Origin of the sequence: Curtobacterium sp. ME12, assembly GCF_903970855.1 — a bacterium.
Taxonomy (GTDB): domain Bacteria; phylum Actinomycetota; class Actinomycetes; order Actinomycetales; family Microbacteriaceae; genus Curtobacterium; species Curtobacterium poinsettiae_A.
In genome coordinates, this window is the sequence record NZ_CAJCKD010000036.1 from 23,567 (window position 1) to 37,167 (window position 13,601).

13 protein-coding genes and 1 pseudogene are annotated in these 13,601 nt (G+C 70.8%); 5 read left to right on the plus strand and 9 right to left on the minus strand.

The genetic code is table 11. The features are described 5' to 3' along the window. Positions 1 to 103 precede the first annotated feature (103 nt). The 4 genes from H7A73_RS14990 to H7A73_RS15005 all read right to left on the minus strand — a co-directional run bounded on the left by H7A73_RS14990 (position 104) and on the right by H7A73_RS15005 (position 4,263). Positions 104 to 1,780: a ribonuclease J gene (locus tag H7A73_RS14990; protein ID WP_182066692.1), complete on the minus strand. Its 1,677-nt coding sequence runs from the start codon at positions 1,778 to 1,780 to the stop codon at positions 104 to 106. Positions 1,781 to 1,829: 49 nt separating this feature from the next. Further along, complete coding sequence (gene dapA, locus H7A73_RS14995) at positions 1,830 to 2,807, minus strand: 4-hydroxy-tetrahydrodipicolinate synthase (protein WP_182066693.1); 978 nt, start codon at positions 2,805 to 2,807, stop codon at positions 1,830 to 1,832. 125 nt (positions 2,808 to 2,932) lie between these two features. Next, positions 2,933 to 3,433: a dihydrofolate reductase gene (locus H7A73_RS15000; protein WP_182066694.1), complete on the minus strand. Its 501-nt coding sequence runs from the start codon at positions 3,431 to 3,433 to the stop codon at positions 2,933 to 2,935. Further along, on the minus strand, positions 3,433 to 4,263 hold the full coding sequence (locus H7A73_RS15005; protein WP_182066695.1) for a thymidylate synthase: 831 nt from the start codon (positions 4,261 to 4,263) through the stop codon (positions 3,433 to 3,435). The genes H7A73_RS15000 and H7A73_RS15005 overlap by 1 nt, the downstream gene beginning before the upstream one ends. Positions 4,264 to 4,301: 38 nt before the next feature. Between H7A73_RS15005 and H7A73_RS15010 the strand changes: the two genes are divergently transcribed. Then, positions 4,302 to 5,216 (plus strand): TIGR01777 family oxidoreductase, encoded by a 915-nt coding sequence (locus H7A73_RS15010; protein WP_182066696.1) that lies wholly within the window; start codon positions 4,302 to 4,304, stop codon positions 5,214 to 5,216. A gap of 19 nt (positions 5,217 to 5,235) precedes the next feature. On the opposite strand, the gene H7A73_RS15015 is transcribed toward H7A73_RS15010, so the two are convergent. Further along, the gene (locus tag H7A73_RS15015; protein ID WP_017885925.1) at positions 5,236 to 5,700 is read right to left on the minus strand and encodes a tetratricopeptide repeat protein; all 465 of its coding nucleotides are present in this window, start codon (positions 5,698 to 5,700) and stop codon (positions 5,236 to 5,238) included. Between the two features lie 15 nt (positions 5,701 to 5,715). Continuing rightward, a complete protein-coding gene (locus H7A73_RS15020) occupies positions 5,716 to 6,462 on the minus strand; it encodes a 4-hydroxy-tetrahydrodipicolinate reductase (RefSeq protein WP_259362927.1) in 747 nt (248 codons plus the stop codon). 23 nt (positions 6,463 to 6,485) lie between these two features. On the opposite strand from H7A73_RS15020, the gene H7A73_RS15025 reads away from it, so the two are divergent. Continuing rightward, positions 6,486 to 6,977: a GNAT family N-acetyltransferase gene (locus tag H7A73_RS15025; protein WP_182066698.1), complete on the plus strand. Its 492-nt coding sequence runs from the start codon at positions 6,486 to 6,488 to the stop codon at positions 6,975 to 6,977. Between the two features lie 50 nt (positions 6,978 to 7,027). Here H7A73_RS15025 and H7A73_RS15030 read toward each other — a convergent pair whose 3' ends face one another. Continuing rightward, complete coding sequence (locus tag H7A73_RS15030) at positions 7,028 to 7,630, minus strand: histidine phosphatase family protein (protein ID WP_027464756.1); 603 nt, start codon at positions 7,628 to 7,630, stop codon at positions 7,028 to 7,030. A gap of 8 nt (positions 7,631 to 7,638) precedes the next feature. Continuing rightward, the gene (locus tag H7A73_RS15035) at positions 7,639 to 8,973 is read right to left on the minus strand and encodes a M16 family metallopeptidase (protein ID WP_182066699.1); all 1,335 of its coding nucleotides are present in this window, start codon (positions 8,971 to 8,973) and stop codon (positions 7,639 to 7,641) included. A gap of 251 nt (positions 8,974 to 9,224) precedes the next feature. On the opposite strand from H7A73_RS15035, the gene H7A73_RS15040 reads away from it, so the two are divergent. After that, positions 9,225 to 9,872, plus strand: coding sequence for a TetR/AcrR family transcriptional regulator (locus tag H7A73_RS15040; RefSeq protein WP_110891918.1), 648 nt, complete (start codon positions 9,225 to 9,227; stop codon positions 9,870 to 9,872). 298 nt (positions 9,873 to 10,170) lie between these two features. After that, entirely contained in the window at positions 10,171 to 10,698 is a 528-nt protein-coding gene (locus H7A73_RS15045; protein WP_182066700.1) for a YbhB/YbcL family Raf kinase inhibitor-like protein, read from the plus strand. Between the two features lie 94 nt (positions 10,699 to 10,792). Here H7A73_RS15045 and H7A73_RS15050 read toward each other — a convergent pair whose 3' ends face one another. Continuing rightward, a complete protein-coding gene (locus H7A73_RS15050; protein ID WP_182066701.1) occupies positions 10,793 to 13,087 on the minus strand; it encodes a polyribonucleotide nucleotidyltransferase in 2,295 nt (764 codons plus the stop codon). Positions 13,088 to 13,368: 281 nt separating this feature from the next. Between H7A73_RS15050 and H7A73_RS15055 the strand changes: the two are divergent. Continuing rightward, a pseudogene (locus tag H7A73_RS15055) lies at positions 13,369 to 13,601 on the plus strand (M23 family peptidase); the annotation flags it as partial.

Here is a 13,601-nt window from a genome sequence, read left to right on the forward strand (position 1 = left end):
CTCAGGACAAACGCAGGAAGGCCCGCCGCAGCATCCGTGACGGACGCTGGACGGGCCTCCCGGGCCGGACGGACGCGAACGCGAGCGTGCTCGTGAACGGGCGCTACGCCTCGATGACCACCGGGACGATCATCGGACGACGGCGGTGCTTCGTGTTCACCCAGCGACCGACCGTGCGACGGACGACCTGCGCGAAGGCGTGCGAGTCGCGCGTGCCGTTGGCGGCGGCCTCGGAGATCGCCTTGGCGATCTGCGGGCGGACGTCGTCGAACACGGAGTCGTCCTCGGCGAAGCCGCGCGACTGGATCTCCGGACCGATCACGCACTGCCCGGTGGTGAAGTCCACCGCACAGAAGATCGAGATGAAGCCCTCTTCCGACAGGACGCGGCGGTCCTTCAGGTCCGCGTCGGTGATCTCGCCGACGGTGGAGCCGTCGACGTAGACGTAGCCGATGTCGAGCTGGCCGGCGACCGTCGCGACGCCGTCCTTCAGGTCGACGACGATGCCGTCCTGCCCGAGGATCACGTTGCGCGGCGGGACACCCGTCTGGATCGCCAGGTCGGCGTTCGCGTACAGGTGGCGGTGCTCGCCGTGGACGGGGAGCACGTTGCGCGGCCGCAGGATGTTGTAGCAGTAGAGCAGCTCGCCGGCGGAGGCGTGTCCGGAGACGTGCACCTTCGCGTTGCCCTTGTGCACGACCTTCGCGCCGAGCTTGGTCAGCCCGTCGATGACGCGGTACACGGCGTTCTCGTTGCCCGGGATGAGCGAGGACGCGAGGATGACGGTGTCGCCCTCGCCGATCTCGATCTGGTGCTCGAGGTTCGCCATGCGCGCCAGGACGGCCATCGGCTCGCCCTGCGACCCGGTCGACATGTAGACGATCTGGTCGTCGGGGACGTTCTTCGCCTTCTTCGTGTCGATGAGCACGTTCTCCGGCACCCGCAGGTACCCGAGGTCGGCGGCGATCGTCATGTTGCGGATCATCGAGCGCCCCATGAACGCGACCTTGCGGTTCGCTGCCGCGGCGGCGTCGAGGACCTGCTGCACGCGGTGCACATGCGACGAGAAGCTCGCGACGACGACCTTCTTGCGGGCGCGCATGATGATGTTCTCGAGCACCGGGCCGATGTCGCGCTCCGGAGCGGTGAAGCCCGGCACGTCGGCGTTCGTGGAGTCCGGCAGGAACAGGTCCACGCCGGCCTCGCCCAGACGGGCGAACGCACGGAGGTCGGTGATGCGGTCGTCCAGCGGGAGCTGGTCCATCTTGAAGTCACCCGTGTGCAGCACACGACCGGCGGGGGTCGTGATCGCGACGGCCAGGGCGTCCGGGATGGAGTGGTTCACGGCGACGAACTCGAGGTGGAACGGGCCGATCTGCTCGGTCTGGTCCTCGGCCACGACGAGCGTGTACGGCTTGATCCGGTGTTCCTTGAGCTTCGCCTCGACGAGCGCGAGGGTCAGCGTGGAGCCGATCAGCGGGATGTCGTCGCGGAGCTTGAGCAGGTACGGGACGGCGCCGATGTGGTCCTCGTGGCCGTGCGTGAGCACGACACCGAGGACGTCGTCGAGGCGGTCACGGATCGGCGAGAAGTCCGGCAGGATCAGGTCGACACCGGGCTGGTGCTCCTCGGGGAACAGCACGCCGGCGTCGACGATGAGCAGCTTGCCCTCGTACTCGTAGACGGTCATGTTGCGACCGATCTCGCCGAGGCCCCCGATGGGGACGACGCGGAGGGTGCCGGCTTCGAGCGGCTGCGGTTCGGAGACTTGTGTGGGCATTCGGTCCTACGGATTCGGGCGGCGCGCGTGCTGCGCGCCGCGGTGTTCGCTAGCGGGTGGTGCCTGGCACCTTCGGTAGTGCACCGCCGGCCGCCGCGTTGCGGTCGGGGCGGAAGTTCGAGAAGTCGGCGCCGGGCACGTCGCGCACGGCTTCGAGGGAGGTCTCGATGGCGTACGCCTCGGAGTCCTCCGGGCCGACGAGCGGCAGTCGGACGCGCGGACTGCCGATGCGGCCGAGCCCGTGCAGGATGTACTTCGCGGCCACGGTACCGGGAACGTGCGTCATCACGGCGCGGACGAGCGGCTCGAGTCGCTTGTGCTCGGCCGTCGCGGTGGCCAGGTCGCCCCGGTTCACGGCGTCGACGATGGTGCGGTACGGCGCGCTCGTGATGTTCGCGGTCACGCCGATCAGGCCGGTGGCGCCGATCGACAGGTGCGGGAGCACGTTCGTGTCGTCGCCGGAGAAGTACATGAGGTCAGTGTTGTTCAGCACCCGCGAGACCTCGGCGAAGTCGCCCTTGGCGTCCTTCACGGCGAGGATGTTCGGGTGCTTCGACGCACGCAGGATCGTGTCGTACGTGATCGGGATGCCGGTGCGGCCCGGGATGTCGTACAGGATCACCGGCAGGTCGGTGGCGTCCGCGATCATCCGGAAGTGGGTGAGGACACCCGACTGCGTCGGCTTGTTGTAGTACGGCGTGACGATCATCACGCCGTCCGCGCCGGCCTGCTCGCTCTGCTTGTACAGGTGGATCGCGTGTGCGGTCTCGTTCGAGCCACCGCCCGTGATGATCTTCGCGCGGCCGGCCGCGACGGACTTGCCGACCTCGACCAGACGGAGCTTCTCCGGGTCGGTCAGCGTCGACGTCTCGCCGGTCGTGCCGGTGACGACGATGCCGTCGGCGCCGGCGGTGATGCAGTCGTCGATGTGCTGCTCGACGCCGGGCCAGTCGACCTCGCCGTCGGCCGTGAACGGGGTCACGAGGGCGACGAGGACCTGACCGAAGGGATTCTCACGCGGGGACACGGGCACCAGCGTACCGGGGATGCGCGCGAGGACCGCCGTCCGTGTGGACGGTGGACCGCCTGCGGCGCGACCGGGAGGCCCGGATCACGTCCGTCACGCCGGTCACGCCCGGCCCGTGCGCGCGCTCAGGCGCGGCGCTGCCACTCCAGGAACCGGTAGCGGGTGCCGCCGTTCCGGGATTCCTGCCACGGGCCCTCGTCGGTGAGCTTCCAGCCGGCCGCCTCGCCGAGCATCGGTGCGACGGTGTCGCCGGGCACGTCGACGTCGATGAGGGTCTCGGAGACGTGGTCGGCCGCGTCGAGTGCGGCGGCGTAGACCTGACCGCCCCCGATCACCCACACGGTCTCGTCGGCGCCGTCGGCAGCCTCGAGCGCGGCCTGCAGGTCGTGCACGGCCTCGGCGCCGTCGGCGGTCCACGTCGTGTCACGGGTGAGCACGACGTTGCGCCGACCGGGCAGCGGCCGGAAGCGCTCGGGCAGGGACTCCCAGGTGCGCCGGCCCATCAGCACGGTCGCGTCGCCGGTGACCTGCTTGAAGTGCGCCAGATCTTCGGGCACGTGCCAGGGCATGCCGCCGTCGGCACCGATGACACCGGTGGTCGAACGGGCCCAGACCATGCCGATCATCAGACGGCGACCGCGGCCTTGATCGCCGGGTGGTGCTCGTAGCCGACGACGGTGAAGTCCTCGTACTCGTAGTCGTCGATCGAGTCGCGCGGCGCGAGTTCGAGCGTCGGCATCGGGTACGCCGTGCGGGACAGCTGCTCCTCGACCTGTTCGACGTGGTTGTCGTAGATGTGGCAGTCGCCGCCGGTCCAGACGAAGTCGCCGACCTCGAGCCCGGTCTGCGCCGCGATCATGTGGGTCAGCAGCGCGTACGAGGCGATGTTGAACGGGACGCCGAGGAACATGTCGGCGCTCCGCTGGTAGAGCTGGCACGAGAGCTTGCCGTCGTTGACGTAGAACTGGAAGAACGCGTGGCACGGGGCGAGCGCCATGTCCGGCACGTCGGCGACGTTCCACGCCGAGACGATGAGCCGGCGGCTGTCCGGGTTCGTCCTGATCTGGTCGATGACCTGAGCGATCTGGTCGACGTGCTCACCCGAGGGGGTGGGCCACGAACGCCACTGCACGCCGTACACCGGACCGAGGTCGCCGTCGGCGTCCGCCCACTCGTTCCAGATCCGGACACCGTGCTCCTGCAGCCAGGTGGCGTTGCCCTCGCCGCGGAGGAACCAGAGGAGCTCGTACGCGACCGACTTGAAGTGCACGCGCTTCGTGCTGACGAGGGGGAACCCCTTCGACAGGTCGTAGCGGAGCTGCGCGCCGAACAGGCTGCGGGTGCCGGTGCCGGTGCGGTCGCCCTTCGGCGTTCCCTCGGTCAGGACCCGGCGGAGCAGGTCTTCGTAGGGGGTCGGGACGGAGGCGTCGGGCTGTACGGTCTCGCTGTCGGTCACACACAGAAGCCTACGTCGGTGTGAGTAGCGTTGCGGGCATGCCCGACACGACGGAACAACCGCTCTCGATCCTGGTGGCCGGCTCGTCCGGGTTCATCGGAACGCCCCTCGTCCGCGCCCTGCGCGCGGCGGGGCACCACGTCACCACGCTCGTCCGCCGCGAAGCGCGCACCGCGACCGAGTTCCGCTGGGTGCCGGGGCGGCGTCCGCTCGACCCGGCGATCCTCGACGGGGCCGACGTGGTGATCAACCTGGCCGGCGCGAACATCGGCAAGCTGCCGTGGACGGACGCCTACCGCAGGGAGATCCGCAGCTCGCGCATCGACGCCACCGACACCCTGGTCGAGGCGATGCGGCACGCCGCCACTCCCCCGGCGCTGTTCCTGTCGGGCTCGGCCTCGGGCGTGTACGGCGACCGCCCGGCCGACGTGCTGCAGGACGACGCCGCCCCGGGCACGGGATTCCTCGCCGACGTCTGCACCGCGTGGGAAGCCGCCGCGAACGCCGCTCCCGCCGGGGTCCGCGTCGTCACGCTCCGCACCGGCATCGTCATCGGCAAGGGCGGCGGTGCACTCGCGCCGCTCGTCCCGCTGACGAAGCTCGGCGTCGGCAGCCGGCTGGGCACCGGTGGCCAGCACTGGCCGTGGATCGCGCTCGAGGACGAGGTGGGCGCGATCGTGCACCTGGCGACCGCGGCGCCCGACGTCTCCGGGCCGGTGAACCTGGCGGGCCCTGAGCCCGTCGTCGCCGACCGCATCACGAAGCACGTCGCCGAGGTCCTGCACCGCCCGTACCTCTTCCGGATCCCCGAGTTCGCCCTGCGCCTTGCGCTGCGGGACGCCGCCGACGACATGCTCCTGTCGAGCCAGCGGATGGTCCCCACGAAGCTGCTCGAGTCCGGCTACACGTTCCGGTACACGCAGGCGGCGGACGCGATCGACGCCGTCTTCTGATCCGACGCCGGCCCCGGGGTCAGCGGTCGGCGGCGCGCGCCAGGGCGGTGCGCATCGCCGATCGCGCACGCTTGCGGTCACCGGCGGCGTCGTAGACCACGCCGAGCCGGTACCAGGCACGCCAGTCGGCCGGGTCCTGCTCGACCGCGTCGCGGTACCGCGGGAACAGCTCGTCGGCGGCATCGCGGATCGGCCGGCCCGACGGCCGCACCGGGACGACGTCGTCCGGGGTGCCGCCCTCGGCCTCGAGCCGCGCGCCGAGCCGGGTGATGCGGATGCCGAAGCGGAACTCCAGCACGAGCAGGAGCGCTCCGATCGCGGCGACGACGAACAATGCGACACCGATGCCGATGCCGATCGGGATGCCGGTCGCGATGAAGGCGACGGCGCGCTGGCCGACCAGCACGATGTACAGGGCGAGCAGCACCGCCATGAGCGCCGCGCCCCAGAACGGCGAGCGGATCGTGCGTCCGGCCCGCTCCATCCGACTCATGACGCCTCAGCCGATGCCGAGGACGCTGCCGAGGCCCACGGTGAGGCCCCGCGCCGACACCACGTTCGCCAGCGCCGCACGGATGCCCGCGACGTAGGCGACGTCGTCGTTGGTGTCGTGTCGGATCGTCAGCGTCTCGCCGGGGCCGCTCAGCACGACGTCCTGCACGGCCTTCACCCCGGGCAGGCGGAGCGAGTGGACGGGCACGCTGGCGACCTGCTGGCCGCGGGCGCGCTGGTCGACGTGCGGGGCGTCGACGGGACCGACCTCGCGCCGGGCGTCGGCCATCAGCTCGGCGGTGCGCACCGCGGTGCCCGAGGGCGAGTCGATCTTGCCGGCGTGGTGGGTCTCGACGATCTCGGCGGCGGGGAACCACGGAGCCGCGATCGTCGCCAGGTGGGTGCCGAGCACGGAGCCGATCGAGAAGTTCGGGACCACGAGCACCCCCTGGTCCGGACGTTCCTGCAGCGCGGTGCGGAGCTTCGCGAGCCGGTCGAGCGACCAGCCGGAGGTGCCGACGAGCACGTTCGCGCCGCTCGACAGCGCGTTCTCCACGATCGCCGGGCTGAGCGACGGCACCGTCACGTCGACCACCAGGGCCGCGCCGCCGAAGACCGACGGCGGCGCCTCGTGCGCGCCGTCCTTCGACGACAGACGGGCGACGAGCTCGAACTCCGGGAGTTCCTCGACGACGGACGCGACGAGGCCCCCGAGACGACCGGTGGCGCCGACGACGGCGACGGGAGTGACCATGCGGTCCATCCTAGGATCGACGCATGTCAGTCGAGGTCAGGACCGTGCCGGCCGATCTGCCCGAGGTCGACGCGCTGCTCGACGCGTACCTGGACGAGCGCGAGGCGACGTTCCCGAGCGCGCAGGGCACGTACTCGCGGAAGCGCACCCCCGCGGCCGAGTTCACGCCGCCGAACGGGGTGTTCGCGGTGGCGTACGACGACGGCGTCGCGGTCGGCTGCGGCGGCCTCCGCCGGATCGCGGACGGGGTCGACACGTCCGGTGCCGTCGACGTCCGGTTCGAGGTCAAGCACGTCTTCGTGGCGCCGGCCGGGCGCGGCCGGGGCGTCGCGACGGCCGTGATGGACCTGCTCGAGCGGGCCGGCGCCGGCCTCGGTGCGACGAGCATCGTCCTCGACACGAACGACTCGCTGGTGGCGGCCGGCGCGATGTACCGCGGCCGCGGGTACCAGCGGGTCGAGCCGTTCAACGAGAACCCGAACGCGACCGCCTGGTACCGCAAGCCGATCGTCTGAGCCGCCACGGGCCTCCCGGCCGTGCCGTCGCACGACCGGACGGGCAGCCGCTAGACCGGCTGGTCGACCGGCAGACCGGTGCGCAGCTCCACCGGCAGGTGGGCCAGGTCGTTCAGCGTGACCACCTCGGCGGGCTTCGCCGAGCGGATCCGGATGATCGTGAGGGCGGTGTGCGCGACGTTGGTGCCCATCCACCGCCACTCGGGGGCCTGGAACGCCTCGCGCACGAACCAGCCGATCACCGCGTTGTGGGTGATCAGCAGGTCGTGCCGGTCCTCCCGCGCCGGGGTGAACCACTCCGACACGGCGTCGCCCATCTGGGCCTGCCCGGCGACGATCTCCTCTTCGGTGATGCCGCCGTACCAGCCCTGGTAGGCGTGCGGCATGTCCGGGGTCGGGCCCGACGGGATGCAGTCGAACAGCAGTGTCGAGGGCTCGGGCTGGATCGACGGCAGGCGCTGCGACAGGAACGCGGCGGTCTCGCTCGGGGCCTCGAGCGGCGAGTGGTACACGCCGTCGAAGGGCACGCCGCCGAGACGGTCCGCGATCAGGGTCGCCTGACGCTTGCCGCGTTCGGAGAGCTTGCCGTCCCGCAGGCCGTGTTCGGCGTCCTGGTGTTCGCCGTGCCGGACGAGGTACAGGTAGTGCGACATGTCCGTGCTCAGCTGCCGATCCCGGTCGCCGCGGCGAGTTCGTCCTGCTGCACGGCACCGACCACCGAGGTGATCGTCGGCCGGGTGAGCAGGTCGCGCGCGAGTTCGAGCACCCCGCCGGTCGTGACACCGTCGACACGCTCGAGCGCCGTGGACAAGTCGGTGTACTCGCCGGTGCCGAGCTCGGAACGGCCGAGCCGGGTCATGCGGGCGTCGGAGTCCTCGAGCGAGAGCGTCAGCGCCCCCTCGATCTGGCCCTTGGCACGTCGGAGCTCGTCGTCGGTGATGCCGTGGTCGACCATCCGGCGGAACTCGGCGTCGATGATGTCGATGACACCCGCGACGTTGTCCGGGGCGCAGCCCGCGTAGACACCGAAGGCACCGTTGTCCAGGTACGCGGGGGCGAACGACGACACCGCGTAGGCCAGACCGCGGCGCTCACGCACCTCCTGGAACAGCCGCGAACTCATGCCCCCACCGAGCACGGCGTTCAGGACACTGAGCGAGGGACGGCGGTCGTCGCGCAGGTCGAGGCCCTGCGAGCCGCGGAGCATGCTGACCTGCTCGGTCGGGCGGTGCACCACGGTCAGCTTCGCCTCGACCGGGTCGGCGACGGTCTCGGGGGTGCGGCGCGGCAGCGGCTCGGCGTCGGGGGCGTCGTCGAAGACGCCGGCGACGAGCTCGCAGAACCGGTCGTGGTCGACGGCACCGGCGGCGGTGACGACGATGCCGTTCGGCGCGTAGTGCTCGCGGTAGTGGGCCAGCACCTCGTCGCGCTGGACCGCACGGATGCTGTCCGGGGTGCCGCCGATCGGACGGCCGAGGGGGTGCCCGCCGAAGGCCGCGGCGAAGAACGCCTCGCCCGCGACGTCGGCCGGGTCGTCGGCGGCCATCGCGAGCTCTTCGAGGATGACCCCGCGCTCGACGGCGAAGGCGTCCGGTTCGAGCACCGAACCGGTGACCATGTCACCGATGACGTTCACGGCCATCGGGACATCGGTGTCCCGGACCCGTGCGTAGTAGCAGGTGTACTCCTTGGCGGTCGCAGCGTTGTGCTCACCGCCGACCGAGTCGAACGCGATGGCGATGTCGAGCGCCGACCGGGTCTCGGTGCCCTTGAAGAGCAGGTGTTCGAGGAAGTGGGTCGACCCGAACTGCCCGTCGCGCTCGTCGCGCGAACCGACGCCGACCCAGAACCCGATGCTCGTCGACGCGGCACCCGGCACCGCCTCGGTCAGCACACGGACACCCGAGGGCAGCACGGTGCGACGGACGAAGGCCCCGCCGGACGTCAGGAACGACGTGTCCGGGGCCCCGAGCGGCAGTGGCACTGGCTGGTTCATCGCAGACGAGCCTACTGATCCGGCGATGCCCGCCGCCCAGTTTCCCGGTCCGGGACGCGTGCCACTCGAAGTGGGGTACAAGAAATGTGGACAGACCGACTCGTCTGTCTGTCCTCCTTGTGCTACTGTTGGCCACGCCGGATCGAAAGCCCCCCTAAGTTCCGATCCGGCGGCTCGGGACATCAGTCCTGCGCGACCACCGAGTCCCCCCACTCCGGTCGCGGAGCCGATGAGTCCGAGGAGTACACGCTGTGACGGTCGATTCCCCCCAACCGGCCGTCCAGCGTCTCCCCGGCCCGAGCACGAACCTCGCGTCGCCGGACGGGTCGAGCGTCCCCCCGACTCCCCGCTCCGGCGGCGCGAAGGTCCGTGTCCTCGAGACCGCGACGCGACTCTTCTACGAAGAGGGCATCCACAGCGTCGGCGTCGACCGTCTCATCTCCGAGGCGAGCGTCACGAAGGCGACGTTCTACAAGCACTACGGGTCGAAGGACAACCTGATCCTGGCCTACATCCGCACCCAGCACGAGCGTGTGCAGGAGCGGATGGAGCAGCTCATCGCCGACGCCGGCTCCCCCGAGCGGGCCGTCCGTGCGTGGGTCGCCGCACTGGCCGACGACGTCAACGACCCCGCCTTCCGCGGCTGCGCGTTCCTGCACGCCGCCGCCGAGTACCACGACCCGCGCGACCCGGTCCGCCAGGTCGTCGCCGTGCACCGCGACTGGTACACCGAGCGACTCGCGACCCTGCTGCAGGAGGCCGGACACCCCCTTCCCGGCGACGGTGCCGACGAGCTCATGCTCGCGCGCGACGGTGCGATGGCCGGCGCGTACGCCGGTGACGCGATCGCCGCCACGGCTGCGCTCAACCGCGTGGTCGACCGGGTGCTCGCGGGCTGACGCCGCCTCGTCGCTGTCGCTGTCGCTGTCGCGTTCGGCTGTCGCTGTCGCGTTCGGCTGTCGCCCTCGCGGGAGCGACAGATCACCGCGAACAGTTCGCGGCATCCTGTCGCCGTCGCGGCACCGACGCGCCCACGCGACGCGGATCCGTCGCTTCCGCGGGGCGGTCGAGGCGACCGCAGGCGGGCGGGAGGCTCGTGGCGGGCCCGTACCGTGCCTCCAGACCGTCCTGTGCGAACTCCCACAGCCCCGAGCGCGCACCGAGCGCGGCCCGAGCCGGCGGGTGTTGGCTTGGGGCATGGCCAACGACCCCAACTGGAACCTGCCCGACGTCCCGTCCTTCACCCTGACGAGCCCCGACTTCACCGACGGAGGCGAGCTGCCCACCTCGGCACGCGGCTCCGACGTCGGCGGCGAGGACCGCTCCCCCGCACTCGAGTGGTCGGACGCACCCGAGGGCACGAAGAGCTTCGTCCTGACCGTCTACGACCCCGATGCCCCGACCGGTTCCGGCTTCTGGCACTGGAGCCTGACCGACGTCCCGGGCTCGACGACCTCGCTCCCCGCAGGCGCCGGCACCGACGATGCCCTGCTGCCCGCCGAGGCGCTCCGCCGCCGCAACGAGTTCGGGACGGACACGTTCCTCGGAGCCGCTCCGCCCGCGGGCCACGGTGTGCACCGCTACTTCTTCACGCTGAGCGCCCTCGACGTCCCCGTGCTCGAGGTCCCCGCCGACGCGACCCCCGCGGTCGTGGGCTTCATGCTCCGCGGGCACCTGCTCGGGCGCGCGCAGCTCATGGGCACGCAGGAGACCCCCGCGGCCTGACCGGCACGAGGCACCCACGCACGCCCCCGCAACGCCGAACGGCCGCCGCCCCGGAAGGGACGGCGGCCGTTCGTGCGTCAGGACGCGGAGAGGATCAGCCCTCGGCCGGGTCCTCGGCGTGGGCGCGGACCGTCTCGGCCGAGGTGGAGTCACCCTCGGTCTCGTCGGTCACGACCGGCGCGAGCGACAGCTTGCCGCGGTCGTCCACCTTGGTGACCTCGACGAGGACCTTCTGACCGACGCCGAGCACGTCTTCGACGTTCTCCACACGCTTGCCACCGGCGAGCTTGCGGACCTCGGAGACGTGGAGCAGACCGTCGCGGCCCGGGAGCAACGACACGAAGGCGCCGAAGGTGGCGATCTTCACGACGGTGCCGAGGAACTGGTCCCCGATCTCCGGGTTGGTCGGGTTCGCGATCGCGTTGACCTGGGCACGAGCGGCCTCGGCCGACGGACCGTCGACGGCGCCGATGTAGACGGTGCCGTTGTCCTCGATCGAGATGTCGGCGCCCGTGGTGTCCTGGATGCCGTTGATCGTCTTGCCCTTCGGGCCGATCAGCTCGCCGATCTTGTCGACGGGGATCTGCACCGAGATGACGCGAGGAGCGGTGTCCGCCATCTCGTCGGGGGCGTCGATGGCCTCGTTCAGCACACCGAGGATGGCCGAGCGGGCCTCCTTGGCCTGCTTGAGCGCCGCGTCGAGCACCGTCGACGGGATGCCGTCGAGCTTGGTGTCGAGCTGGATCGCGGTGACGAACTCCGAGGTACCGGCGACCTTGAAGTCCATGTCGCCGAGGGCGTCTTCCGCACCGAGGATGTCGGTCAGCGCCGCGTAGCGGGTCTGGCCGTCGACGGTGTCGGAGACCAGGCCCATCGCGATGCCGGCGACCGGGGCCTTGAGGGGCACACCGGCGTTGAGCAGCGAGAGGGTCGAGGCGCAGACGGAGCCCATCGAGGTCGAGCCGTTGGAGCTGAGCGCCTCGGAGACCTGGCGGATGGCGTAGGGGAACTCGTCACGCGACGGCAGCACCGGCACGAGGGCGCGCTCGGCGAGGAAGCCGTGCCCGATCTCGCGACGCTTCGGCGAACCCACGCGGCCGGTCTCACCGGTCGAGTAGGGCGGGAAGTTGTAGTGGTGCAGGTAGCGCTTCTTCGTGACGGGCGACAGCGAGTCGATCTGCTGCTCCATCTTGAGCATGTTCAGCGTGGTGACGCCGAGGATCTGCGTCTCGCCACGCTGGAAGATCGCCGAACCGTGGACGCGCGGGATCACGGCGACCTCGGCGTCGAGCGGACGGATGTCGGCGAGGCCGCGACCGTCCATGCGGATCTGCTCGGTCAGGATGCGGCCGCGCACGACCTTCTTCGTGACCGACTTGTACGCGGCGCTGACCTGGCCGTTGGCCTCGGTCGGCAGCTCGCCGGCCTCGACCTTGGCGGCGATGGCCTCCTTGACGCGCGACTTGAGCGCGTCGTCGGCGTCCTGACGCTCGGTCTTGGCGGCGATCTTGTAGACGTCGCCGAGCTCGGAGAGCGCGAGGGCCTCGACAGCCGAGTGGACCTCGGGCGCGTAGGGCGGGAAGACCGGGTAGTCCTGGATCTCCTTCGCCGACTGCGCGGCGAGCTTGGCCTGCGCGTCGACGAGGGACTTGAGGAACGGCTTCGCCGCCTCGAGGCCCTGGGCGACGATGGCCTCGTCGGGCTTGGTGGCGCCGCCCTGGATGAGGTCCCAGGCGTGCTCGGTGGCTTCCGCCTCGACCATCATGATCGCGACGTCCTCGTTGCCGGCCTCGTCCGTGACGACACGACCGGCGACGGTCAGGTCGAACACGGCGTCGGCGAGCTGCGAGGCCTTCGGGAACGCGACCCACTGGTCGGTGCCGTTGGACCCCGGGATGAGCGCGAGGCGCACACCGGCGATCGGGCCGGAGAACGGCAGACCGGAGATCTGCGTCGACGCGGACGCGGCGTTGATCGCCAGCGCGTCGTAGAACTCATCCGGAGCGATGCTCAGGACGGTGATGACGATCTGCACCTCGTTGCGGAGGCCGTCGACGAAGGACGGACGCAGCGGCCGGTCGATCAGACGGCAGACGAGGATGGCCTCGGTCGACGGACGGCCTTCGCGACGGAAGAACGAACCGGGGATCTTGCCGGCGGCGTAGGAACGCTCCTCGACGTCGACGGTCAGCGGGAAGAAGTCGAATCCTTCACGCGGGTGCTTGCCGGCGCTGGTGGCCGAGAGGAGCATCGTTTCCTCGTCCAGGTACGCGGCGACCGCGCCCTGGGCCTGCTGCGCGAGCCGACCGGTCTCGAACCGGACGGTGCGCTTGCCGTACTTGCCGTTGTCGATGACGGCTTCGGCGAACTTGATCTCGGGACCCTCCAAAAGGGCGCCTCCTTGATGTGTGTTCGGCAGGCCATGGCGACGGCACTCGATGGTGCGTGCGCGCCGATCGTTCCGGACGCATGTCTGGCCAGCAGTAGAAGCACTCGGGAAACCGTTCCGGCCCGCGAGCCACCACCGATGACCAGCTCCGTGCCCGGCCTGCGCAGTGTTGTGTGTGACGTCCGGGGAATGAGTCCTCGGACACGATGGACTTTACCAGTCCACAGGCTGTCAGCGGCGCGGCTCGCAGGACTCCTGGTGAACATCGGTAGCCTGCCGACATGCGCCTCACCCCCTCGCGGGGCGTGCTCGTCGCGGCCGCCGTGGTCGTCGGCGCGCTCGTCGCCCCGACCCTGACCGCTGTCCCCGCGAACGCCACCGAGTACCCCACGTGGCAGGACGTCCAGCGCGCCAAGGGCAACGAGACCGCGAAGCGCGCCGAGGTGCAGAAGGTGCAGGCTGCGCTGCGGTCGGCGCAGGACGAAGCAGCCGCGAAGTCGCAGGCCGCCCTGGT